Origin of the sequence: Streptomyces humicola (assembly GCF_024436035.1) — a bacterium.
Lineage (GTDB): Bacteria > Actinomycetota > Actinomycetes > Streptomycetales > Streptomycetaceae > Streptantibioticus_B > Streptantibioticus_B humicola.
The window spans coordinates 330,898-354,644 of record NZ_JANFNG010000003.1; the positions used below are offsets into that span (position 1 = coordinate 330,898).

At 70.1% G+C, this 23,747-nt stretch carries 16 protein-coding genes and 2 pseudogenes; 2 read left to right on the plus strand and 16 right to left on the minus strand.

The window, feature by feature from the left end:
• The first annotated feature begins 41 nt into the window (after positions 1-41).
• A complete protein-coding gene (locus NGB36_RS07565; protein WP_255919341.1) occupies positions 42-1,724 on the plus strand; it encodes a glycosyltransferase family 2 protein in 1,683 nt (560 codons plus the stop codon).
• Positions 1,725-1,770: 46 nt separating this feature from the next.
• Here the strand turns inward: NGB36_RS07565 and NGB36_RS07570 are convergent, their stop codons facing one another.
• The 7 genes from NGB36_RS07570 to pta all read right to left on the minus strand — a co-directional run bounded on the left by NGB36_RS07570 (position 1,771) and on the right by pta (position 11,901).
• A complete protein-coding gene (locus NGB36_RS07570; RefSeq protein ID WP_255919342.1) occupies positions 1,771-3,366 on the minus strand; it encodes a hypothetical protein in 1,596 nt (531 codons plus the stop codon).
• Positions 3,350-4,180 carry a polyprenol monophosphomannose synthase gene (locus NGB36_RS07575; RefSeq protein ID WP_255919343.1) on the minus strand — a complete coding sequence of 277 codons (831 nt, stop codon included), beginning with the start codon at positions 4,178-4,180 and terminating at the stop codon, positions 3,350-3,352. The genes NGB36_RS07570 and NGB36_RS07575 overlap by 17 nt, the downstream gene beginning before the upstream one ends.
• Positions 4,181-4,210: 30 nt before the next feature.
• On the minus strand, positions 4,211-5,290 hold the full coding sequence (manB, locus tag NGB36_RS07580; RefSeq protein WP_255919344.1) for a mannose-1-phosphate guanylyltransferase: 1,080 nt from the start codon (positions 5,288-5,290) through the stop codon (positions 4,211-4,213).
• A 254-nt stretch (positions 5,291-5,544) separates the two neighbouring features.
• Positions 5,545-6,810 (minus strand): hypothetical protein, encoded by a 1,266-nt coding sequence (locus tag NGB36_RS07585; RefSeq protein WP_255919345.1) that lies wholly within the window; start codon positions 6,808-6,810, stop codon positions 5,545-5,547.
• A gap of 237 nt (positions 6,811-7,047) precedes the next feature.
• Positions 7,048-8,478 (minus strand): pyruvate kinase, encoded by a 1,431-nt coding sequence (gene pyk / locus NGB36_RS07590; protein WP_255919346.1) that lies wholly within the window; start codon positions 8,476-8,478, stop codon positions 7,048-7,050.
• A 37-nt stretch (positions 8,479-8,515) separates the two neighbouring features.
• Positions 8,516-9,781, minus strand: a complete 1,266-nt coding sequence (locus NGB36_RS07595) for an acetate kinase (RefSeq protein ID WP_255919347.1) — start codon at positions 9,779-9,781, stop codon at positions 8,516-8,518.
• 11 nt (positions 9,782-9,792) lie between these two features.
• On the minus strand, positions 9,793-11,901 hold the full coding sequence (gene pta, locus NGB36_RS07600; RefSeq protein ID WP_255919348.1) for a phosphate acetyltransferase: 2,109 nt from the start codon (positions 11,899-11,901) through the stop codon (positions 9,793-9,795).
• A 272-nt stretch (positions 11,902-12,173) separates the two neighbouring features.
• Here pta and NGB36_RS07605 point away from each other — a divergent pair, with 272 nt between their 5' ends.
• Complete coding sequence (locus NGB36_RS07605; protein ID WP_255919349.1) at positions 12,174-13,199, plus strand: ATP-dependent 6-phosphofructokinase; 1,026 nt, start codon at positions 12,174-12,176, stop codon at positions 13,197-13,199.
• A 92-nt stretch (positions 13,200-13,291) separates the two neighbouring features.
• Here NGB36_RS07605 and NGB36_RS07610 read toward each other — a convergent pair whose 3' ends face one another.
• From NGB36_RS07610 to glgB, 9 genes and pseudogenes are all read right to left on the minus strand, one after another.
• Positions 13,292-14,194, minus strand: a complete 903-nt coding sequence (locus NGB36_RS07610) for a carbohydrate ABC transporter permease (protein WP_255919350.1) — start codon at positions 14,192-14,194, stop codon at positions 13,292-13,294.
• A complete protein-coding gene (locus tag NGB36_RS07615; protein WP_255919351.1) occupies positions 14,191-15,084 on the minus strand; it encodes a carbohydrate ABC transporter permease in 894 nt (297 codons plus the stop codon). The genes NGB36_RS07610 and NGB36_RS07615 overlap by 4 nt, the downstream gene beginning before the upstream one ends.
• Positions 15,085-15,089: 5 nt before the next feature.
• Entirely contained in the window at positions 15,090-16,439 is a 1,350-nt protein-coding gene (locus NGB36_RS07620) for an extracellular solute-binding protein (RefSeq protein ID WP_255919352.1), read from the minus strand.
• Positions 16,440-16,621: 182 nt separating this feature from the next.
• Positions 16,622-17,311: a response regulator gene (locus NGB36_RS07625; protein WP_255919353.1), complete on the minus strand. Its 690-nt coding sequence runs from the start codon at positions 17,309-17,311 to the stop codon at positions 16,622-16,624.
• Positions 17,308-17,622: pseudogene (locus NGB36_RS33700) on the minus strand (sensor histidine kinase); the annotation flags it as partial. The pseudogene NGB36_RS33700 and the gene NGB36_RS07625, both read right to left, overlap by 4 nt.
• A 387-nt stretch (positions 17,623-18,009) precedes the next feature.
• A pseudogene (locus tag NGB36_RS33705) lies at positions 18,010-18,963 on the minus strand (sensor histidine kinase); the annotation flags it as partial.
• 64 nt (positions 18,964-19,027) lie between these two features.
• The gene (locus NGB36_RS07635) at positions 19,028-20,326 is read right to left on the minus strand and encodes an MFS transporter (RefSeq protein ID WP_255919355.1); all 1,299 of its coding nucleotides are present in this window, start codon (positions 20,324-20,326) and stop codon (positions 19,028-19,030) included.
• Positions 20,327-20,440: 114 nt separating this feature from the next.
• Entirely contained in the window at positions 20,441-21,064 is a 624-nt protein-coding gene (locus NGB36_RS07640; protein WP_255919356.1) for an XRE family transcriptional regulator, read from the minus strand.
• Positions 21,065-21,242: 178 nt separating this feature from the next.
• Positions 21,243-23,429 carry a 1,4-alpha-glucan branching enzyme gene (gene glgB, locus NGB36_RS07645; protein WP_255919404.1) on the minus strand — a complete coding sequence of 729 codons (2,187 nt, stop codon included), beginning with the start codon at positions 23,427-23,429 and terminating at the stop codon, positions 21,243-21,245.
• Positions 23,430-23,747: the final 318 nt, after the last annotated feature.

The window sequence follows — 23,747 nt, forward strand, 5'->3', positions numbered from 1 at the left end:
CTAAGCTCGCCTTGCCACGTAGAAGTTCCCCGGAGGACCCCATGGCCCCGACGGCCCCTGACGTCACGGTCACCGTCATCGTCTACAACGACGCCGAACGACTCCCGCGCGCGGTGGAGTCCTTGCGTCGTCAGACGCTGCGCAACATCGAGATCATCATCAGCGACGACCACTCGACGGACAACACACCCGAGGTGGCGAAGGCCCTGGCGGCGCAGGACGACCGGATCGTCTACAACCGGCTGCCGCAGAACAGCGGCGGCTGCAGTGCGCCGCGCAACTCGGCGATCGGGATCGCCCGTGCCCCGTTCCTGATGTTCCTCGACAGCGACGACGAACTGCCGGAGCGTGCCTGCGAGATGCTGCTGAACGAGCTGCGCGCCGACGACACCGTGGACTTCGCGATGGGCGGCGTCGAGCGGGTGCGCACGGACACCGGCTCCGTCTCGTCCTGGCACCCGCACCTGTTCACCAAGAAGCGCACGGTGCGCGGCATCCGGCAGCAGCCCGGGATGCTCTTCGAGCACCTGTCGACCAACAAGATGTACCGGCGCGAGTTCATCGACCGCCATCAGCTGCGCTTCCCCGAGGGCATCCACTACGAGGACCAGCTCTTCTCGGCCCAGGCCTACTGCCTGGCGCGCGCCTTCGCCGTGCTCCCGGACCCGGTCTACCGCTGGTACATCTCACCGTTCGAGGCGGTCGACTCGCTGTCGATCTCCAACCAGCGCCACCGCATCGAGAACGTCCGCGACCGCGTCAACGTGGCTCGCCTCATCGACGACTTCCTCGTCGAGAGCGGCCACGAGGAGATCAAGGCCGACAAGGACTTCAAGTTCCTCAAGCACGACCTGCGGATGTACACCGGCGACCTGCCCTACCGCACCACCGACTGGATCAAGCAGTTCGCCGACGAGGTCTCCCCGTACCTGGCGACTCTCGCCCCGGAGGCGTTCCAGCGGCTGCCGCGCGACCAGCGCGTCGTGATCCAGCTGGTGCGCAGCGGACGGTACGAGGAGGCGCAGCTCGCCGCCCGCGGCGTGGGACGTGACGTGGCGCCCCGGGAGATCACCGAGGACGGCGACGGGCGCGTCTACTGGGGTCCGGTTGTCCCCGCCGACCCTCAGGCGGCGCGCGAGCTGGACGTGACCGATCTGGAGCTGCACGACCGGCCGTTCCGCACCACGATGCTCCGCCATGAGATCACCCGCGTCGAGCCGGGCACGGGATCGCGCGTCACCCTCGACGTGCGCACCTACGACCCGGGCGCCCAGCTGCCGATGGGCCCGGTCGTCGCCACCGTCCACCTGGCGCCCACCGAGGACCACCGGCTGAGCACATCCTTCCGCCTCGACCCGGTCCGCCCGGGCCTCTTCGAGGGCCAGGTGACGCTGGACCTGGCGGCCGTTCCGCTGCCACCACACGGCTTCGCGGGGATCCGCCACCCGGTGCTGGCGATCACTCAGCACAAGCAGCACAACACCGGCCTGCTCCTTGCCCCGTTGGAGTTCCCGACGATGCGCAAGAAGATCGCGTACCGCCACGGCCTCGCCGAGCACATGGTCACGGTCGAGCCGGAGGGCCACGGCGCCGGGCGGCTGCAGGTGGTCTGGGAGCGCGCGGGACTGCTGGCAAAGGCCGAACCGCACCTGCCCGCCATCAACAAGGTCGTGGGACCGGGGCTGAAGCGGGCGCGCGGACTGGTCCGTGGCCTGATGAAGTGAGACGAGGGGGCCGGACCTCCGGCCCCCTCCGCCGATCGGCGACCGCTCAGCGGACGATCTTGAAGAGCAGCTCGCCCTTCGGCCCCTTCTCGACCAGCTGGAGCGCCGGGTCGTGTTCGCTCAGGCCGCCGTCGTGGGCGGTCTGCAGCACCCAGCCCACGTGGTATGCGTGCAGCAGCGCCAGCCTCTCCTCACGCGTGGTCGTCGGCGAGAAGTAGGCCTTGGTGTCCTTCGCCCGCTGCGCCGTGTCCTTGAGGAAGAAGTCCGGATAGCCCGACTCGACGGTGTACGGACCGTACGCGGGCAGTTGTCGCAGCGGGAAGTAGTCCTCGGTCATCACGACCCCGCCGTACGGAACATGCTTGGTCACCCAGGCGAAGGATCCCCACGTCTTCTGCGTCGGGGCCTTGCCGATGACCGGAAGCGACTTCGTCGGCAGTACATAGCTCAGCGTCCCCGCCTGCGCCCAGCAGCCCATCAGCAGCGCCGCGCCGGCAACCGTGCCGAGGATCGCCCGGTTGTCCCGGTCGGGTGCTTCGACGCACTCAACCGCCAGGGCGAGCTGGGCGGAGATCAGCACCGCGGGCAGGATCCGTCCGTACGAGTAGTGGCCGGTGATCCCGCCGACGGCGAAGACCAGGACGCCGAGCGCGAAGAGCAGCACCAGCGGGTCGCGCCGGTCGCGGCGGAAGCGCATCCACAGCGCGACCACCCCGACGAGCACAAGCCCGTAGTGCGAGAACAGGTGCTCGTACAGCGGCTTGTGGACGGAGTCGAGACCGCCGACGCCGAGCAGTGAAAGGAACGAGTAGTACGGCCAGACCAGCAGGATCGCCAGCGCGAGCGCCGCGGCCACGGCGACCCGCAGCCACACCGCGAGGGCGGGGAAGGGGCGCGCGCCGAGCAGCAGCGCCAGCAGCCCGCAGACGGCAACCACGCCGGTGAACTGGTGGACGAGCATGACGAGCGCGAGCAGCACGCCGAGCCCGAGGAACGCGGGCAGCTTCCAGCCGCGCGTCAGCGCCTTGCGCAGCAGCGCCCACAGGTGCAACGAGGCGCCGAGCGCGAACGTGCTCGGGTAGGCGAGGCAGAGCGCGAGCGAGGTGAGCCCCGGGAAGCCGCTCCAGGTGAACAGTCCCCAGCCCATCAGGAGCGTCATGGACAGGATCGCCAGCGGCACCGCCGCGCGCCGCCGGGTCAGCGTGCGCACGAAGTGGTGGATGCCGGTGACCAGCAACACCAGGTCGACCAGGGCGGCGAAGTGCAGCACGCCGAAGGTCGAAACGCCGGTGACCTGGCCGATGACGGCGAGAGCGGCCATCCACGGCGAGTAGTACGGGCTCGCCACATCCGCGTTGACCAGCGGGTCGCCCGGGTTGCCCAGATCGTGCCGCAGCCGTTCGATCGTCGCGGCGTGAATGCCGAGATCGCCCGCCCACGGCAGCCGTATGACCATGAGCGCGAGCAGGACGACGATCAGCCCGGCGGCGACGGCAACGCCCTTCCACAGCCGGTTCGCCCGCACCCAGCTCACCCGCGTGTCCCTGCGGAGGCGCGACAGCCGGCCGGCCGCGGCGTCGGTGCCCCGCGGCTCGGCCGGCTCGGCGGCGCTCTTGGCGCCCTTGTCAGCCGCGACGCGCACGGGACGAATCCAAACGCAGCTTCCAGGGCAGGACGGCCGACTCGAACTGGACGGCGGCCGTCATCTTGGAGGCGCCGATCTGGCGCTCCTCGAAGTGGATCGGGACCTCGACGCCCGTGTAACCGGTGCGCACGGCCTGGTACTTCAGCTCCACCTGGAAGCTGTAGCCGTTGCTGCGCACCTCCGCGAGCCGCATCGCGGTGACCACGTCGGCGCGCCACATCGCGAAGCCGGCCGTCACGTCGCGCAGCCCGGTGTGGAGCACGGCGCTGACGTACGCGTTGGCCCAGCGGGAGAGCAGCCTGCGGTGCAGGCCCCACTCCTCGGCGAGCCGGCCGCCGGCCACGTACCGGCTGCCGACGACGAAGCCCGCGCCGGTGGCCAGGGCCGTCCCCAGCATCTGCGGCACGTACTCGACCGGGTGGCTGCCGTCGGCGTCCATCTGCAGCACGTACTGCGCGCCCTCGGCGACCGCTTGGTCCATGCCCGCTGCGTAGGCGCGGCCGAGGCCGTCCTTGGCGGTGCGGTGCAGGACGGTGATGCGGGTGCGGTCCGCGCTGTTGTACTGCTTGGCGAGCGTCTCGGCGACCTCGCCGGTGCCGTCAGGGCTGTTGTCGTCCACCACCAGCAGTCGCAGCCCCTCCAGGTCGAGGCCCATCAGTGCCTCGGCCATCTTCGGGAGGTTGTCCGCCTCGTTGTAGGTGGGCATCACCACGGTCAGCGGGATGCGGCCCCACTCCGGCGGCAGCGGCTGCGGCCGGCGCAGCGTGGCGTCGGCGCCGGTGGTCTGCGCGGGCATCCTCGTAGCACTCATAAGGGTGTCTTCTCTGTCGGGCCGCGGCCGTCAGGGCTTGGGGGAGAAGCGGATCGCGGCGGCGGGGATCTGCGAGTGGCACCACACCCGCGCCCCGCTGAGCAGTTCGTTGTCCTCGCCGACCTCGGCCCGGTCTCCGACGACGGCACCTTCCAACACCGTACGCGAACCGACCCGGGCTCCGGCGCCGACGAGCGAGGCCCGCACCTGGGCGCCCGCCTCGATCACCGCGTCGTCGAGCACGACGCAGCCGTCGACCACGGCGTCCGCCGCGATCCGCGCTCCGGCGCCGACGACCGTGCCGCCGGTGAGCTTGGCGCCGTCGGCCACCTCGGCGCCGGGAAGCACCAGGTAGTCGCCGGTCGGCCCGGGGACGGCGGGGGAGGGAACCACGCCGCGCACCAGGTCGGCGGAGGCCTGGATGAGCGCCGCGGGCTTACCCAGGTCCAACCAGTACGTCTTGTCGACCACGCCGTGCAGGTGGGCGCCGGAGGCGAGCAGCCCGGGGAAGGTCTCACGCTCGACGGAGACCACGCGCCCGGCCGGGATGGTGTCGATGACGGAGCGGCGGAAGACGTAGCACCCGGCGTTGACCTGGTCGGTGACGATCTCCTCGGGACGCTGCGGCTTCTCGGTGAACGCCTGCACACGACCATCGGGGTCGGTCGGGACGAGCCCGAAGGCGCTGGGGTCCTCGACGCGGGTCAGGTGGAGGGAGACGTCCGCGCCGGCCGCCTGGTGGCTGCGGACCAGGCCAGCGATGTCGAGGCCGGTGAGAATGTCGCCGTTGAAGACCAGGACGGGCGCGTCCGGCCCCGACTCCAGAGCGGAGGCGGCGTTGCGGATCGCACCGCCGGTGCCGAGCGGCTCGTCCTCGTGGATGTAGGTGATCTTCAGGCCCAGTGCCGAGCCGTCACCGAAGTACGGCTCGAAGACTTCGGCGAGGTAGGAGGTGGCGAGCACCACGTGCTCGACGCCCGCAGCCTGGGCCCTGGCGAGCTGGTGCGCGAGGAAGGGCACTCCGGCGGTGGGAACCATCGGCTTGGGGGTGTATTCCGTGACGGGGCGCAGACGGGACCCCTTCCCGCCGACCAGGAGGATCGCTTCCACTAACAGTTACCTCAATCACAGTTGGTCGATGTGCGAATGGCGATGCTACCGGGGCCGCGTGTGCGCCACGCATGGATCACATGCGGGCCACGTATGGCCGACGGGAGCGTCGGACGCGCGATGCTACGCGAAGGGCGCCGTGACGCGAAAACCCGTTGCGCCGGAAGCACAGTTGTGCACCCCACTGAGTCAGACGGTTCGTGGTGGTGTCACGTTCCGTTCATCAGGTCGCGGAATGGCAAAGGATCGACTGCTCACGGTGACATCTTGAACAGGACGAGCAGACCGACCGCGTACCACCCCGCGAAGATCGCCCCGCACACGTACAGCCCGCCCTGGACGAGCCGTGGCAGCCGGGCCACCGGTTTGGCCACAAGCAGCAGCATGATCGGCAGGAACGGCAGCATGAACCGCGGCTTGGACAGCGGCGAGCCAGGCGTGCCCACCATCAGCTCCCAGGCGCCGGCGAGCGCGAGCACCAGCGCCCACGGGATGTGGCGGTCCATCGCCAGTGCCACGACCGCCACCGCGACCAGCAGGATCAGCGCGAGCACCAGCGGGTAGCGGATGTCGATGTGCTGGTAGAAGACGACGCGCTTGAGGAACCTGAGCGTGCCCCAGCCGAAGTCGAAGGACTGGCCCCACGCCTTCTCCGCCTCGAACCAGCCGTTGAGCTGCCCGATCCTGCTGCCCAAGTAGAGCCAGCTGAAGACCAGTCCGAGCGGGGCGATGATCATCGCGAGCCACGGGCGCCGGCCGCCGCGCCGGTGCAGCAGCGACCAGGCGGCGGTGAGCACCAGGACGCCCACGAGCACGGAGGCGGTCGGCCGGATGGTGCCGGCCACCACGCACAGCACGGCCGCGGGGATCCAGCGGCGGGCGACGAGCGCGACGAGCGTCCACATCAGTGCGGCGCTGAAGCAGGCCTCGGAGTACGGCACCCACAGCGCGAACGCGTACGGCGAACAGGCCCACAGGCCCACGCACGCGTAGCCGGCCCGGCGGCCGACGAGCGACCGCGACAACGTGTGCACGCCGGCGGCGGCCACCGCGCCGGCGACCCAGGAGACGAGCACGCCGGCGTAGGGGAAGGCGAGGGCGCCGAGAAAGACGAGGTGGACGCCGCGGATCAGCGCGGGGACGAGCGGGAAGAATGCGAGGGTGTTGAAGGTCGGCGTGCCGTCGGGGCGGTACGTCAGGTGGTTGGGGTAGCCGCCCTCGGCGATCTTGAGGTAGTTCTCGCTGTCCCAGCGGCGGAGCACATGGTCGGCGGAGTAGCCCAGATGGTGACTGATCACCATCAGCAGGCCGAAGCCGACCGCGGAGAGCGCGAGATAGATCCCGGCCGCGTTGAGCGCCTCACGGCGGTCGAAACGTATTGTCACCGGTTCGCGGCGCAGCAGGGTGTCAAGGCGTGCGACGACCCCGCGCTTGGGCTGCGTTCCCGGCGTCCCCTGCTGGGCCGGCACGGATCCCGAGGTCGTTCCCGAGGCCTCGGGGGGATTGGTCACGTCGACCATGGGGGTTTACTCCGGGGTCAAGCAGTCGGGCGAAATAGCGAATGAGTACCTTAGGTCAAAGCGGGTGCGGGATGAAATCCCGGGCGAATTCAGACAGTGCCGACACAGTGCCTACGGTGGCCTGCGGCGGGACCGCGAGCTGCGGGCCAGAGCCCGGGAGCAGCGTAACCCCCTCGGCGCGGACGTGGGGACGCTTCCGCCGGGTGACCCCCGGCCGGGGTCACCCCGCTGTGTACGTCAGCTCTCCCTGCCGCCGCCCAGGTGGTGCACCCGGACCAGGTTGGTCGTGCCGGGGACGCCGGGCGGGGAGCCCGCCGTGATGATCACCGTGTCGCCCTTGTCGTAGGCGCTGATCTTGAGCATCTCCTGGTCGACGAGGTCGACCATCGCGTCGGTGTGGTCCACGTGCTGGACGAGGTGCGGCTGCACGCCCCACGTCAGCGCCAGCTGGTTGCGCGTCGAGGGGTCGGTGGTGAACGCCAGCACCGGCTCCGGCACCCGGTAGCGGGCGAGCCGCCGCGCGGTGTCACCCGACTTGGTGAAGGCGACCAGCGCCTTCGCGTCGAGGAAGTCGGCGAGCTCCGCGGCCGCACGGGCCACCGCGCCGCCCTGCGTGCGCGGCTTCTTGCCCGGCGCGAGCGGCTGCAGGCCGCGGCAGAGCAGCTCGGTCTCGGCCGCCTCGACGATCCGGGACATCGTCTTGACCGTCTCGATGGGGTACTTGCCGACCGAGGACTCGGCCGAGAGCATCACCGCGTCCGCGCCGTCGAGCACGGCGTTGGCCACGTCGGAGGCCTCGGCGCGGGTCGGCCGCGAGTTGTTGATCATCGACTCCATCATCTGGGTCGCGACGATCACCGGCTTCGCGTTGCGCCGGCACAGCTCGATCAGCCGCTTCTGGACGACGGGCACCTTCTCCAGCGGGTACTCCACGGCGAGGTCACCGCGGGCGACCATCACCGCGTCGAACGCCGCGACCACGGCCTCCATGTTGTCGACCGCCTGCGGCTTCTCGACCTTGGCGATCACCGGGACACGGCGGCCCACCTCGTCCATGACGCGGCGCACGTCCCGTACGTCGTTGGCGTCCCGTACGAAGGAGAGCGCGACCATGTCCGCGCCCATGCGCAGCGCGAACTTGAGGTCCTCGACGTCCTTCCCGGACAGCGCCGGCACGTTGACGGCCGCGCCGGGCAGGTTGATGCCCTTGTGGTCGGAGATCACGCCGCCCTCGACCACCAGGCAGCGCACCTGCGGGCCGGAGACCTCGATCACCTGCAGTGCGACATTGCCGTCGTTGATCAGGACCGGGTCGCCCTTGCGGACATCGCCGGGCAGGCCCTTGTACGTCGTACCGCAGATGGAGCGGTCGCCGGGCACGTCCTCGGTGGTGATGGTGAACTCGTCACCCGCCACGAGCTCGACCGGGCCGTCCGCGAAGGTCTCCAGGCGGATCTTCGGGCCCTGCAGGTCGGCGAGGACGCCCACCGCGCGGCCGGTCTCGTCGGAGACCTTGCGGACCCGGTGGTAACGCTCCTCGTGCTCGGCGTGCGTGCCGTGGCTGAAGTTGAAGCGGGCCACGTTCATTCCGGCCTCGACCAGTGCTTTGAGCTGGTCGTAGGAGTCGACGGCGGGACCCAGGGTGCAGACGATTTTGGCTCGGCGCATGTGGACGATCCTATCGATGATTTGTTTCGGCCCGGAATTATGCCCTGACGAGCGAGTAGGCCCCCCGCGCGATCTCCAGTTCCTCGTTGGTGGGCACGACGGCGACCGCGACCCGGCTGCCGTCTGCGGAAACAAGCCGCGCATTGCCGGCGCGCAAGGCATTGCGCACCGCGTCGATCTCGATGCCCAGCGGTTCCAGACCGCGCAGAGCGGCCTCGCGAACAGCGGGTGAATTCTCGCCGACGCCCGCGGTGAAGGCTATGGCGTCGACCCGCCCGAGCACCGCCGCATACGCGCCGACGTACTTGCGCAGCCGGTGGATGTAGATGTCGAAGGCGAGCTGCGCCTCCGCGTCGCCCTCGGCCATCCGCCGGCCGATCTCGCGGAAGTCGTTGTCGCCGCACAGTCCGAGCAGACCGCTGCGCTTGTTGAGCAGGGTGTCGATCTCCTCGACCGGCATGCCGCCGACCCGGGCGAGATGGAAGATCACCGCGGGGTCGATGTCGCCGGAGCGGGTGCCCATCACCAGGCCCTCGAGCGGGGTGAGGCCCATCGAGGTGTCGACGCAACGGCCCGCCTCGATCGCGCAGGCGGAGGCGCCGTTGCCCAGGTGCAGCACGATGACGTTGACCTCGGACGGATCCTTGCCGAGCAGCGCCGCCGTCGCACGCGAGACGTATGCGTGCGAGGTGCCGTGGAAGCCGTAGCGCCGCACGCCGTGCCGGTCGGCCGTGGCACGGTCGATCGCGTAGCGCGCCGCCGCCTCCGGCATCGTCGCGTGGAAGGCGGTGTCGAAGACGGCGACCTGCGGCAGGTCGGGACGGAGGTCGCGGGCGACCTTGATACCGGTGACGTTGGCCGGGTTGTGCAGCGGCGCGAGCGGCACGAGCTTCTCGATCTCGGCGACGACCTCGTCGGTGATCAGCGTCGGCCCGGTGAAGCGGGTACCGCCGTGCACCACGCGGTGGCCGACGACGGCCAGCTGCGGCGAGTCGAGGCCGAGCCCCTGCGACGCCAGCTCGTCGGCGACCTGCTTCAGCGCGGCGGCGTGATCGGCGACCCCGCCCTCCTCCCCGATCCGCTCGACGATGCCGGAGGCCAGGCGGGTGCCGGAGTTGTCACCGTGGCGCGTAGCTCCTTTGATCGCGGTGGCGGGCGACGGGCGGGAGGTGGGCGACGGGTGGGCCATGTCGAGCAGCTGGTACTTCACCGACGAGGAGCCGGAGTTGAGGACGAGGACGCGGGATGCGGTCACGGGGGTCGGGGTTTCCTTCGCTGCGTTGACGTTGATCTGTGCGTTCATCGGCGCGTTCATCAGACCCGGGACTCGCCCTGGGCCTGGATGGCGGTGATGGCCACGGTGTTGACGATGTCCTGCACCAGCGCGCCGCGGGACAGGTCGTTGACCGGCTTGCGCAGGCCCTGCAGGACCGGGCCGACGGCGATCGCGCCGGCCGAACGCTGCACGGCCTTGTAGGTGTTGTTGCCGGTGTTGAGGTCGGGGAAGATCAACACGGTGGCGCGGCCCGCGACCTTCGAGCCGGGCAGCTTGGTCGCCGCGACGTTGGCGTCCACCGCCGCGTCGTACTGGATCGGCCCGTCGACGAGCAGGTCGGGGCGGCGCTCACGGACGATGTCCGTGGCCTTGCGCACCTTGTCGACATCCGCGCCGGAGCCGGAGGTCCCAGTGGAGTACGACAGCATCGCCACCCGCGGCTCGACCCCGAACTGGGCGGCCGTCTCGGCGGACTGGATGGCGATGTCGGCGAGTTGCTCGGCGTCCGGGTCCGGGTTGACCGCGCAGTCGCCGTAGACGAGCACCTTGTCGGCGAGGCACATGAAGAAGACCGACGAGACGATCGCCGCCCCCGGCGAGGTCTTGATCACCTCGAAGGCGGGGCGGATGGTCGCCGCGGTGGAGTGGACCGCGCCGGAGACCATGCCGTCGGCGAGTCCCTCATGCACCATCAGCGTGCCGAAGTACGACACGTCGGCGACGACGTCGTGGGCGAGCTCGACCGTCATGCCCTTGTGGGCGCGCAGCCTCGCGTACAGCTCGGCGAAGTTCTCCCGAAGCTGCGAGGTCTGCGGATCGATGATCCGGGCGACCGCGCTCCCGCGGTGATCCTCGGTGTCCAGGCCGAGGTTGATGCCCAGGTCCGCGACGCGCTTGCGGATGACGGACTCGTCGCCGAGGAGGGTCAGGTCGCAGACGTTGCGGCGCAGCAGCACCTCGGCGGCGCGCAGGATGCGCTCCTCGGTGCCCTCGGGGAGCACGACGTGGCGACGGCCCGATCGGGCCCGCTCGATCAGCTCATGCTCGAACATCATCGGGGTGACGCGTTCGCTGCGGACGACCGAGAGCCGGCCGGTGAGCTCGGCGGTGTCGACATGCAGCTCGAACAGGCCGAGCGCGGTCTCCGCCTTGCGCGGGGTCGCGGCGGTGAGCTTGCCCTCCAGGGTGAACAGCTCCGCCGCGGTCGGGAACGACCCGCCCGGCACCGAGATCACCGGCGTGCCGGGGGCGAGCCGCTGGGCGAGCGCGACGATGTCGGTCCCGGGCCGCTCGTCGAGGGTGAGCAGGACGCCGGCGATGGCGGGCGAGCCCGCGGAGTGGGCGGCGAGCGCTCCGATGATCAGGTCGGCGCGGTCACCGGGCGTCACGACGAGGCAGCCGGGCGTCAGCGCGGGCAGGAAGACCGGCAGCATCGCGCCGCCGAAGACGAAGCCGAGGACGTTGCGGGCGAGCCCCGCGTCGTCGCCGAGCAGCACCTCGGCGCCGAGCGCCTGGACGACCTGGGCGACCGTCGGTGCCGACAGCGACGCCTCCTCGGGCAGGACGTAGACGGGCACGGGCAGCCGGTGGGCGAGTTGCTCTGCCGCCTCCTTCGCTGCGTCCGGGGCGACCCGGTTGGCGATCATGGCGAGGACGTCGCAGCCCTGCGCGGTGAAGGCGTGGTGGGCGTTGCGCACCTCGGCCGCCACCGACTCGGCGCCCTGGTGCATGCCGCCGACCACCGGGAGCACGGAGGCGCCGAACTCGTTGGCGAGCCGGGCGTTGAGCGACAGCTCGGCGGGCAGCTGGGTGTCGGCGTAGTCGGAGCCGAGGACGAGGACGACCTCGTAGTCGCGGGCCACCGCGTGGAAGCGGTCGACGAGGCGGGAGACCAGCTCGTCGGTGCCCTGCTCGGCCTGGAGGGAGGCGGCTTCCTCGTAGCGCATCCCGTACACGGTGGCCGGGTCCTGGGAGAGCCGGTAGCGTGAGCGCAGAAGATCGAACATCCGGTCAGGGCCGTCGTGCATCAGAGGCCGGAACACCCCCACCCGGTCCACCTGGCGGGTCACTAGCTCCATGACCCCCAGCTCGACGACCTGCCGTCCGTCCCCGCGGCCTATGCCCGTTATGTACACGCTGCGCGTCACGCGCGTTCTCCGTCCTGATCCTGCTTCGCGCCTGTTATGTCCCCCCTTGACGCTAGCGCGCCCGCCTGGGCGACGCCCGTCGGGGTCCCGTCCGCCTGGGGCGCGACAGGGGCTGCGGATGCGGGCGTGGGGGCTTCGCCGCAGAGTGCTTCTAGGCCCTCCCAGCGCTTCCAGGCGCTTCCAGGTGCCCGGTAGCGGCCTTCGAGAGGTCTCATAGAGGTACCGGCTGCAATCGGCTGCAGCAGGGGTACCACCTGGGGAGGCAGATCGCGATGCGCATCGGGATCCTCACCGCCGGAGGCGACTGCCCCGGGCTCAACGCCGTGATCCGGTCGATCGTGCACCGGGGCATCGCCGAGCACAACGACGAGATCATCGGCTTCGAGGACGGCTTCAAGGGGCTGCTCGAAGGCCGCTACCGCCCGCTCGACCTCAATTCGGTGAGCGGGATCCTGGCCCGCGGCGGGACCATCCTCGGCTCGGCGAGGCTGGAGCGGGCCCGGCTGCGCGAGGCCGCGGACAATGCCGGGCAGCTGTGTGCGACGTATGCGATCGACGCGCTGATCCCGATCGGCGGCGAGGGGACGCTGACGGCCGCGCGGATGCTCTCGGACGCCGGCATGCCCGTCGTCGGCGTGCCGAAGACGATCGACAACGACATCTCCGCAACCGACCGCACCTTCGGCTTCGACACCGCGGTGACGGTCGCCACCGAGGCCATCGACCGGCTGAAGACCACCGCCGAATCCCACCAGCGGGTGATGGTGGTCGAAGTGATGGGCCGTCATACCGGCTGGATCGCACTGGAGTCGGGGATGGCGGGCGGCGCACACGGCATCGTCGTGCCCGAGCGCCCCTTCGACCCGGCCGACATCTGCGCGATGGTCGAGGAACGCTTCGCGCGCGGCAAGAAGTTCGCGGTGGTCTGTGCGGCCGAGGGCGCCCACCCGGCCCAGGGAGCCATGACGTACGGCCACGGCGAGATCGATCCCTACGGCCACGAGCGTTTCATCGGCATCGGCAACCGGCTCGCGGCCGAGCTGGAGAAGCGCCTCGGCAAGGAGGCGCGGCCGGTCATCCTCGGCCACGTCCAGCGCGGCGGCGTCCCGACCGCGTACGACCGGGTCCTCGCCACGCGCTTCGGCTGGCACGCGGTCGAGGCCACCCACAAGGGCGCCTTCGGTCATATGACGGCACTGCGCGGGACGGCGATCGAGATGGTCGCGCTGAAGGACGCCATCAGCGAGCTCAAACACGTCCCGCCGGACCGCATGGACGAGGCGGAGTCGGTGTTCTGAAGAGGCGCTAGAGGTCTCCGGCGGCACCGCGGGGGTCCAGCAGCCCCGCGACACCGCCGCCCACGACGTCCGGCAGCTCAATCCCGCAGCCCTCACCCCTTGAGAGCTCCGCCCAGCGCGAACCCTCCGCCCAGCTTCCGGGAGATCAGCACGTACAGCACGATCACGGGCGTCGTGTAGAGCATCGAGAACGCAGCGAGCTGCCCGTAGGCCACCGTGCCGTACGAGCCGAAAAAGGTGTACAGGCTCACCGACGCCGGAAGCTGGTCGGGGGAGATCAGCAGCATGAACGGGACGAAGAAGTTCCCCCAGCATGCAATGAAGGTGAAGATCGTCACCACCATCACCCCGGGACCCATCAGCGGCAGCACCACCTTGCGCAGCGCCTGCATCGAAGAGGCGCCGTCCGTCCAGGCCGCCTCCTCCAGCGTGATCGGCACGCCGTCCATGAAGTTCTTCATCAGCCAGATGGCGATCGGCAGTTGCGTGGTGGCCAGGAAGAGCATGGTGCCCCACATGGTGTCGATCAGATTGACCTGCACGAACAGGCCGTAGACCGGCACCATGATCGCCGTGATCGGCAGTGAGGTGGAGAAGAGAATCGTCAGCATGAACGGGCGGTTCAGCCTCGAGCGGTAGCGGCTGAGCGGATACGCGGCGAGCGCCGCCGCGACCACCGTCACCGCCGTCGCACCGCCGCACAGCACCAGGCTGTTGAGCATCGGCGTGAAGGTGGTGCCGGCGTTGAGGATCGCCGCGAAGTTGCCCAGCGTGAACGGGTGCGGGAGCTGGGTGCGCATCGTGGCGTGCCCGTTGAACGAGGACAGCAGCAGCCACAACAGCGGCAGGGCGAAGCAGACCGCCACCACCAGCAGCGCCGTGTCCGCCGCCAGCCGGGTGCGGAGGCGTCGCGTGCGCAATTTCGCGCTCCGGCTCGCCGTCGGCCGCGGCGCTGTGCCTGCCGCCTTCGCGAAGGGGAGGTTCGTTGCCGTCATACCTCGGCCCTCATCAGGCGCAGGTAGATCACCGAGAAGAAGGCGCCGACGACCAGCAGCAGCAATGCCACCGCAGTGCCGTAGCCGATGAGGCTGTCCTGGAAGGCCTTCTCGTACATGAACAGCGGCAGCGTCTGGCTGCGGTTGCCGGGTCCGCCGCGCGTCATCACCCACAGCAGGCCGAACACCGACAACGTCTGCAGGGTGTTGAGCATCAGATTCGTGCCGATCGAGCGGCGGATCATCGGCAGCGTCACGTGCCACATCCGCTGCCATCCGCTCGCACCGTCGACCTCCGCCTGCTCGGTGACGTCCTGCGGGATCTCGCCGAGCGCCGCCGAGTAGACCAGCATCGAGAACGCCGTGCCGCGCCAGACGTTGGCGAGCGAGACGGCGAGGATCGGCAGCGTGTACAGCCAGTTCTCGCGCGGCAGACGGAGCCATCCCAGGATGGCGTCGAGGCTGCCCTCCTGCCGGAAGAACGTGTACAGCAGAAAGCCCGCGACGATCTCCGGCACCACCCAGGCGGCGATCACCACCGAGCCGGTGAGGGTGCGCACTGGGCGCGACGCCCTGCGCATCACCGTCGCCAGGCCCAGACCCAGCGTGTTCTGGCCGACGATCGACGACAGGAAGGTGAAGACGAGGGTGAGCACGACGGCGTTGCGGAAGCCGGGATCGGCGAAGGCGTGCCGGAAGTTGGCGAGCCCCACGAAGTGCGTTCCGGAGGCACCGGTCAGCTGCATGTCGGTGAAGGCGATGTAGATGCAGTACGCGATGGGGCCAGCGAGGAACAGCAGGAGCAGGACGACGGACGGGACGACCGGCAGCCCGCGCAGCGTCGTGCGGCGCAGCCGGGCGGAGGCCGCCGGCGCCGTTGCCGTCGTCACCGCCGTCACTGGCCGTCTCCCGCGGTGATGGAGGCCAGTTGCTGGTCGTACGCCTTGACGGCGTCGGCCGTCGACGACTGGCCGGTGACCACGGACTCCATCGCCTGGCCGATGGCCGTCGACACCTGCGGATAGACGGGCAGTGCCGGCCGGTAGTGGGTGTACTGCACCAGCTTGGTGAAGAAGTCGATGCCTGGCATCGATGTCAGATAGTTGTGGTCCGCTGCGACGTCCTTGCGGACGGCGATGTTCGCCGACCGGATGTCGTAGGTCGCCGCGTTCTGCTCGGTCTGCAGCGTCTTGACGAACTGGAAGGCGAGATCGGCGCGTTGCGACTTCGCCGGGATCGCCCAGGCCCAGCCGCCCGACATGCTCACAGCGCCCGGCGCCTGCCCGTACTCGGTCGGCATCGCCGCGGTGCCGAGCACCTGGCTCCACTGAGGCCACGGCTTGCCGCCGGTCGGCAGCCAGTTGTTGCCCATCCATGAGCCGTCGAGGTCGATGGCGACCTTGCCCTCCGGGAGCCATTCGGTGCCGACGACGGCCTGGACGTTGGGATCGTCGGCATCGGAGATGTCCGGGCCGAGCTTCTGCGAATAGACGGTGTGCATGAAGTCGAGCGCGTCGGTGAAGCCCTGGCCCGCGGGCACCCACTTCTTCGTCTGCGGGTTGTAGAGCGGGTCGGAGCCGGTGCCGTAGGCGAGCATCTCGAAGCCCTGCATCACCGAGGCCTCACCGGGCGACTTGCCGGTGTAGACGTTGAGCGGGATGACACCGGGCACCTTCGCCTTGATGGTGCGGGCGGCGGTGAGGATGTCGTTCCAGTCCTTCGGCTGCCAGGTCGAGGGCAGCCCGGCCCTGGCGAAGATGGTCTTGTTGAACCACAGTCCGCGGGTGTCTGTGCCGTCCGGCACCCCGTAGACCTTGCCGTCCTGGGCGGTGACGGAGGACTTCGCGGTGGCGAGGAACCGGCTCCAGTCGGACCAGGAGTTCACATAGCTGTCCAGCGGCTTGAGATACCCCGCCTTGATGTCGGAGTTGATGAGGAAGGTGTCCTCGTAGACGAGGTCGGGCGCGGTGCGCGGGGAGCGCATCATCTGCTCGATCTTGGTGTAGTAGTCGTTCTCGGCCGCGGTGACCGGTATGAGGTCGACGTGCTTGCCCGGGTACTCCTTCTCGAACTTGCTCTTGACCAGGGCCAGGTAGTCGTCCATCACCCGGACGCTGTTGTCGGGGATGCGCTCGTAGGCGATCTTGATGGTGTTCGGGTCGCTGCTCGTGCTGGAGCAGGCGCTCAACGCGGTGGCTGCCAGGGCCAGGGCGGAGGCGGCGACGATGATCCTCGCAGGGCGCATGATGCACGTCCTCCCGGGAAAGGGTGGCTGCTGGATGCACGCGACCGTAGGTGGCCGATTTACGCAGGGTCAATGCCCGTGCACGGGGATCCGCCGGATTGATGACAACGTTGTAAACGTCGGCCCGCCGACGAAGTCGGCCTGATGCCAGGTTGCCGGGCCTGCTGTGTGTGAACGGTGCGTCAGTTGTCCGGTGCCCACCGGTAGTTCAGCTCCGGGCGGCCCACCTGCCCGTACTGCGGTGCTCTGTGCGCACGGCCGGTGTTCACCAGGTGCTCGAGATAGCGGCGCGCCGTGATCCGCGAGACGCCGACCGCCTCGGCGGCCTGGCCCGCCGACACCCCCTCAGGCGACTGCCGCAGTGTGGCCGTCACCGCCTCCAGCGTCGACGCGCTCAGCCCCTTGGGCAGCACCGTGGCCGAATCGCGGCTGCGCAGCACCGACAGGGCGCGGTCCACCTCGTCCTGCCCGGCGGCCTCGCCGCCCGCCAGCTCGTCGCGGAACCGCGTCCACCGCTCCATCCGGTCGCGCAGCGCCGGAAAGGTGAAGGGCTTCAGCAGGTACTGCACCACGCCGACCGACACGGCCTGCCGGACCACGTCCAGATCGCGTGCGGAGGTCACCGCGATCACGTCCGCGGCGTGCCCGGCCGCGCGCATCGACCGCACCACCTGCAGGCCGTGGCCGTCCGGGAGGTGCAGGTCGAGCAGGACCAGATCGACGGGGTGGCGCTCGACGAAGCGCAACGCCTCGGCACCGGAGTGCGCGATCCCGGCGACGGCGAAGCCGCTGAGCCGCTCGACGTACATCCGGTGGGCGTCCGCCGCCACGGGGTCGTCCTCGACGATCAGCACCTGGATCCGCTCACTCACGCCCGCGCCCTCTCCGCCACCGGCAAGGTCACCGTGAACACCGCACCCACCTCCCGGTCGACGTGCACCGTACCCCCACCGCGGCGGGCGGCCTGCTCGACGAGGGCGAGGCCGATCCCGCGGCCCCGGTCGTCGGCGGCCTGCTTGGTGCTCCAGCCGCGCCGGAACACTTCCCGCAACTCCTCGGGTTCCACTCCGCGCCCGGAATCGGCCACGCGCAGCAGCAACCGCCCGTCGTCGACCCGGGCCGTCACCTCGACGTACGGGCGCGGCGAGCCTGGGGAGCCGGCAGCCTCGATCGCCGCGTCCAGGGCGTTGTCGATCAGATTGCCGAGGACGGTGACCAGATCGCGGGCGCTCAGCGCAGGCGGCAGCATCCGGTCGTCGATGCGGCTGTCGGGTGTGATGCGGAAGTCGACGCCGCGCTCGTTGGCCTCCGCGGCCTTGCCGAGCAGCAGCGCGGCGAGCACCGGTTCGGCCACCGCGGCGACCACCCGGTCGGTGAGTGCCTGGGCCAACTCCAGCTCGGCGGTGGCGAATTCGACCGCCTCGTCCGCGCGTCCGAGCTCGATGAGGGAGACCACGGTGTGCAGCCGGTTGGCGGCCTCGTGGGCCTGTGAGCGCAGCGCCTCGGTGAAACCGCGCTGGTTGTCCAGCTCGCCGGTGAGCGCCTGCAGTTCGGTGTGGTCGCGCAGCGTCACCACGGTGCCGCGTTGTTCGCCGCCCTCGACTGGCTGGGTGTTGACCACCACCACCCGCTCGTCGGTGAGATGCACCTCGTCGACCCTCGGCTCCGCGGCGAGCAGCGCGCCGGTGAGCGACGGTGGCAGCCGGAGCTCGGCGGCGTATCGTCCGACGGCGTCGGACGGCAGCGAGAGCAGCTCACGCGCCGCGTCGTTGCACAGGGCGATGCGCCGCTGCGCGTCGAGCAGGAGCAGGCCTTCCCGCACCGCGTGCAGGGTCGCCTGGTGGTAGTCGTACAGCCGGCTCAGCTCCTCCGCGCCCATGCCGTGGGTGTGGCGGCGCAGCCGCGATCCGATGAGGTACGTGCCGGTGCCGGTGACGGCCAGCGCGGCGAGCGCGAGCCCGAACAGGGTGAGCAACTGGTCGCGCAGGTGGCTGTCGATGCTGTGCACGGTGATGCCCACGCTCACCAGCGCGCTGACCTTGCCGTGCGTGTCCCACACCGGTGTGACGACCCGGATGGAGCGGCCCAGGGTGCCCCGGTAGGTCTCGGTGAACGTGTGCCCGGCCAGCGCCTCGGCGCGGTGCCCGAGGAAGTGTCGGCCGATCTCCGCAGGGTTGGGGTGGGTGAACCGTATCCCGCTCGGGCTCATGATCGTGATGAACGAGACGCCGGTGTCGCGGCGCACCTGCTCGGCGTACGGCTGGAGGACGGCGGTGGGATTCCGGCCGCCGACCGCCCGGCGGACGGTCGGCGTGTCCGCGATGGTGCGCGCCTCGCTGACGACCTGCTGGCGCGCGGTGTCGTCCGCCTCGTTCTGGGCGAAGACGTATGCCACGGCTGCACAGCCCAGCAGCACGGCCGCGATCACCGCGATCTGCATGGCGAGCAGCTGACCGGCCAGGCTGCGGGGACGCCTGGACGGGAGAGGCAGGCCCCGCCCGCGGCGAGGCCATGGTAGGTGCATGCCTTCCAGTGTGCACTGTGCACGAGGGTGTGCCCCCGGGCCGCCCGGGGCACACCCGGGGCGGTCAGGAGTACGCGGCGGTGCGTTCCGGGGCAGCCGGCTCGGACCCGAACGAGATGCCCTTGGCCTCCTTGCCGGCGAGGGTCAGCACGGCGACGATGACCAACACCGGCACGATGGTCGCGGCGAGCGCGAAGGGATAGCCGTGGGATTTCGCCAGCGCCACCTGGATCGGCAGGTTGAAGGCGGCCAGGCAGTTGCCGAGCTGGTACGTCACGCCCGGGTAGAAGCCGCGGATGGCGTCCGGTGACAGCTCTGTGAGGTGGGCCGGGATGACACCCCACGCCCCCTGCACCATGAGCTGCATCAGGAACGAACCGAGGGCGAGCATGCCAGCGGTGTGCGAGTAGGCGAACAGCGGCACGACCGGCAGACCGAGCAGCGCACAGAAGACGATCATGTACCGGCGTCCGTAGCGCTCGGAGAGCGCACCCGCGATCAGTCCGCCGATGATGGCGCCGATGTTGTAGATCACCGCGATCCAGCTCGCCGTCGTCGCCGACAGGTGGGCGCCGCCCTGGTCGGTGGCCTTCAGGAAGGTCGGGAAGACGTCCTGGGTGCCGTGACTCATCCAGTTGAACGCGGTCATCAGCACGACGAGATAGGCGAACCGCCGGACCACCTTCCCGTTCAGCAGCACATCACGCATCGAGGTCCGCGTGACCCGCATGGACTCGCGGGTGTTCTCCCAGGCTTCGGACTCCTTCACCCGGGAGCGCACGATGAGGCTGATCAGGGCCGGGACGACGCTCAGCCCGAACAGCCAGCGCCACGAGAGGTGCAGCTCGGAGTGGACCAGCAGATAGGCGAGTGCGGCCAGCAGGTATCCGAAGGAGTAGCCCTCTTGCAGCAGGCCGGAGAAGAATCCCCGCCGCTCGGCCGGGATCTTCTCCATGGCCAGGGCCGCGCCGAGGCCCCACTCGCCGCCCATCCCGATCCCGTACAGCAGCCGCAGTACCAGCAGCACGGTGAAGTTGGGGGCGAAGGCGCACAGGAAACCGACCACCGAGTAGAAACAGACATCGACCATGAGCGGCAGTCGGCGGCCCGCACGGTCGGCCCACAGCCCGAACAGCAGCGCACCCAGCGGTCGCATCAGCAAGGTGGCCGTGCTCAGGAAGACCACCGTCTCCAGCGAGACGTGAAGGCTCTTGCTGATCTCGCCGTATACGAAAACGACGATGAAGAAGTCGAATGCGTCCATCGTCCAGCCGAGCTGGGCCGCGATGAACGAGTTGCGCTGGTCTGCTGTGAGCCGGCGGCGAGGGGGCCTGGCCTCGCGCCCGCCGAGTAGCTGTCTCATGTCGGGGACCTCTCACCACGGGGTCGTGTGTGTTACCCGCCACAGCTTGAGGCCGCGAGGGCCGTCGGTCACCCTTGTGTTCTTTACGGTCATGAGAATGCACCGGAACGACCGTCACGGCGTTTCGTGGGCCGCTGGCAGGAAGGCCCAGAAATGGTCGAGGATCGCGGCGCGGTAGGGGGCGCTCTTGTCCTCCTTGGGCGCGGACGCGCTCCAGCTCAGCGAGGAGACCATCATCGCCTGGTACTCGGAGTGCAGCCGGGCGAGCGCCTCCTCGAGCTGCTCGCGGGGGAGCGGGACGAGGGCGCAGACCGGGCGGACGTATGCCTGCCAGCGGGTCTCCGCCGCCGAGCACAGGTAGCCGGCGAGCTTCTCCTCGCGCCCGGTGAGGTGAATCAGCTGGGGGACGGTGAGGCCGAGGGCATAGCGCAGGGCAGCGGTCTGGCGGTCGTTGCCGGTCCAGCGGTTGCGCTTCTCCATCCGCTCGTACTCGCCGGGCTGCATGCCGACCGCCCTCGCCAGGTCGACGACGGCCATGCTGCGGGCCCAGCGGAACTCGCGCAAGGTGGTCGGCTCGCCGAGCAGGTCGCTCGCCGAGCACCACAACGCGGCGGCCAGCGCGGTCAGTTCGCGCTCGTCGGGCAGGGCCGCGCCCCGCTCCCAGGCCAGGACGGTCTCGGGCGGGATCTGGAGTCCGTACGAGGCCCATATTCCATGGGAGACATGGGCGTGCGACATTCCAAGTTGTTGGCGATGTCGCCTTGCGGCAGCAGGATCGAAGGGCGGTGGCACCGCGCCAGGGTACGGTCAGTTACCTTGCGTAACCTATGGTGGGATCCGATGAACCGGTGGCCGGATCCGGCCATCGACTTCGGATGAACGTACAAATCGGACGCCAATTGTCCGCCGATAAGCGTCACTCGGCGGCCGCCGGGCGCAGCCACACCGTCGCCAGCGGCGGCAAGGTCAACTCTACGCTGACCGAACGGCCGTTCCATGCGACGGGTTCGGCCTTCAGCGGCTCGCGATCGGCCACACCGCTGCCACCGTAGTCTGGACCATCGGTGTTGAGAACCTCCTGCCACGCCGCTGCGCCGTCGGGCAGCCCGATGCGGTAGCCGTGCCGGACGACGGGCGAGAAGTTGCTCACCGACACCAGCGGCTGCCCCTCGGCGTCGTACCGGACGAAGGAGAAGACGTTGTCGTCGGCGGCGCCGGAGTCGATCCACGCGAAACCGGCCGGGTCGGTGTCCAGCTGCCACAGCGCCGGTGTCGCGGCATACTGCCGGTTGAGCTCGCGGACCAGGTCCCGCACACCGCGGTGGTCACCGGCCGCCGAGTACGTCTCGTCCAGCAGCCACCAGTCGGGGCCGTGGTCGTGCGACCACTCCGCCCCCTGGGCGAACTCCTGTCCCATGAAGAGCAGTTGCTTGCCCGGGTGCGCCCACATGAAGGCGAGATAGGCGCGGTGGGTGGCGCGCCGCTGCCACCAGTCGCCCGGCGGCTTGGAGACCAGCGCGCCCTTGCCGTGCACGACCTCGTCGTGCGAGATGGGCAGCACGTAGTTCTCGGAGTACGCGTACACCATCGCGAAGGTCATCTCGCCGTGGTGGTACTTGCGGTGAATCGGTTCGTGGGAGAGGTACTCCAGGGTGTCGTGCATCCAGCCCATGTTCCACTTCAGGCCGAAGCCGAGGCCGCCGAAGCCGGTCGGGCCGGTGTGGTGGGTGGGCCGGGTGACCCCGTCCCACGCCGTCGACTCCTCGGCGATGGTGACCACCCCCGGACAGCGGCGGTAGACGGTGGCGTTCATCTCCTGCAGGAACTCCACCGCCTCCAGGTTCTCCCGGCCGCCGTGCCGGTTCGGGCTCCACTGGCCGTGCTCGCGCGAGTAGTCGAGGTACAGCATCGAGGCGACGGCGTCCACCCGCAGACCGTCGATGTGGAACTCGCTGCACCAGTAGACGGCGTTGGCGACGAGGAAGTTGCGCACCTCCGTGCGGCCGAAGTCGAACTCCAGGGTGCCCCAGTCCGGGTGCTCGGCCCGCGCGGGGTCGGCGTGCTCGTACAGCGGCGGCCCGTCGAAGCGGGCGAGCGCCCAGTCGTCCTTGGGGAAGTGCGCAGGCACCCAGTCCATCAGCACGCCGATCCCGGCCCGGTGCAGCGCGTCGACCAGGTGCCGGAAGTCGTCGGGCGTGCCGAGGTGGGCGGTGGGCGCGTAGTACGAGGTGACCTGGTAGCCCCACGAGCCGCCGAACGGGTGCTCGGCGACCGGCATCAGCTCCACATGGGTGAATCCGAGGTCCTTGACGTAGGCGGGAAGCTGCTCTGCGAGCTCCCGGTAGGTCAGGCCCGGCCGCCACGACGGCAGGTGCACCTCGTAGACGGAGAACGGCGCCCGGTGGACGGGTGTGTCGGCGCGGTGCACCATCCACTCGTCGTCCTGCCACTGGTGATGAGAGGCGGTGACGATGGACGCGGTCGCGGGCGGTACCTCGGTGCGGCGGGCCATGGGGTCGGCCTTGATCTGCCGGCCGCCGTCCGAACGGATGATCTCGAACTTGTAGAGCGTGCCCTCGCCGATGCCCGGGAGGAACAGCTCCCACACCCCGGACGAGCCGAGCGAGCGCATCGGGTGGCCGGTCCCGTCCCAGCAGTTGAAGTCGCCGACCACCCGCACCCCGCGCGCGTTCGGCGCCCACACCGTGAACCGGGTGCCCGTCACGCCCTGATGCGTCATCGGATGCGCGCCGAGCGCCGTCCACAGCTGCTCGTGGCGGCCCTCGCGGATCAGGTGCAGATCGAGGTCGCCGAGCGACGGCAGCAGCCGGTAGGGGTCGTCGACCTCGTGCTCGCCGTCGTCGTACTCCACCACCAGCCGGTACTCGGGGATCTCCCGCAGCGGCAGCACACCCGTGAACAGGCCCTCGCGGTCGCCGTGGAGCTCCGCGCGCAGCTCCTTGGTGACGACGGACACCGAGCGGGCGTACGGGCGCAGCACGCGGAGCGCGACACCCCCGGAGACGGGGTGCGCGCCCAGCAGCGCGTGCGGGTCGTGGTGGGCGCCGTCGAGGAGCAGCCGGTGCCCCTCGGGGCTCAGCAGTGCGCAGGCACTCTCACCGGGCCCGCTCGCGACGGGCGGGACGGGTCCGGCGGCCGGTGGCGACCACGGCTGCGGCTCGCCGGGTTCCGGGCCGGGACCGACGGACGGCGGCACCGGGCGGTCCACCTGGGCGGCCCGCGCCGCCTGCACCGGCCGCGGCGCGGTTCCCGACGCGGGTGCCCGGTGGGTTGCGTCATAACCGCGGGCCACGGCCTCCGAGGCGAACGGCGGTCCCGGCACGACAGACGGGAGGAATGTGTCCGGTACGCCGGTGGGCGGAGAAGCGAACGGAGGATCGGGTACGGGTGTACGGGCCGC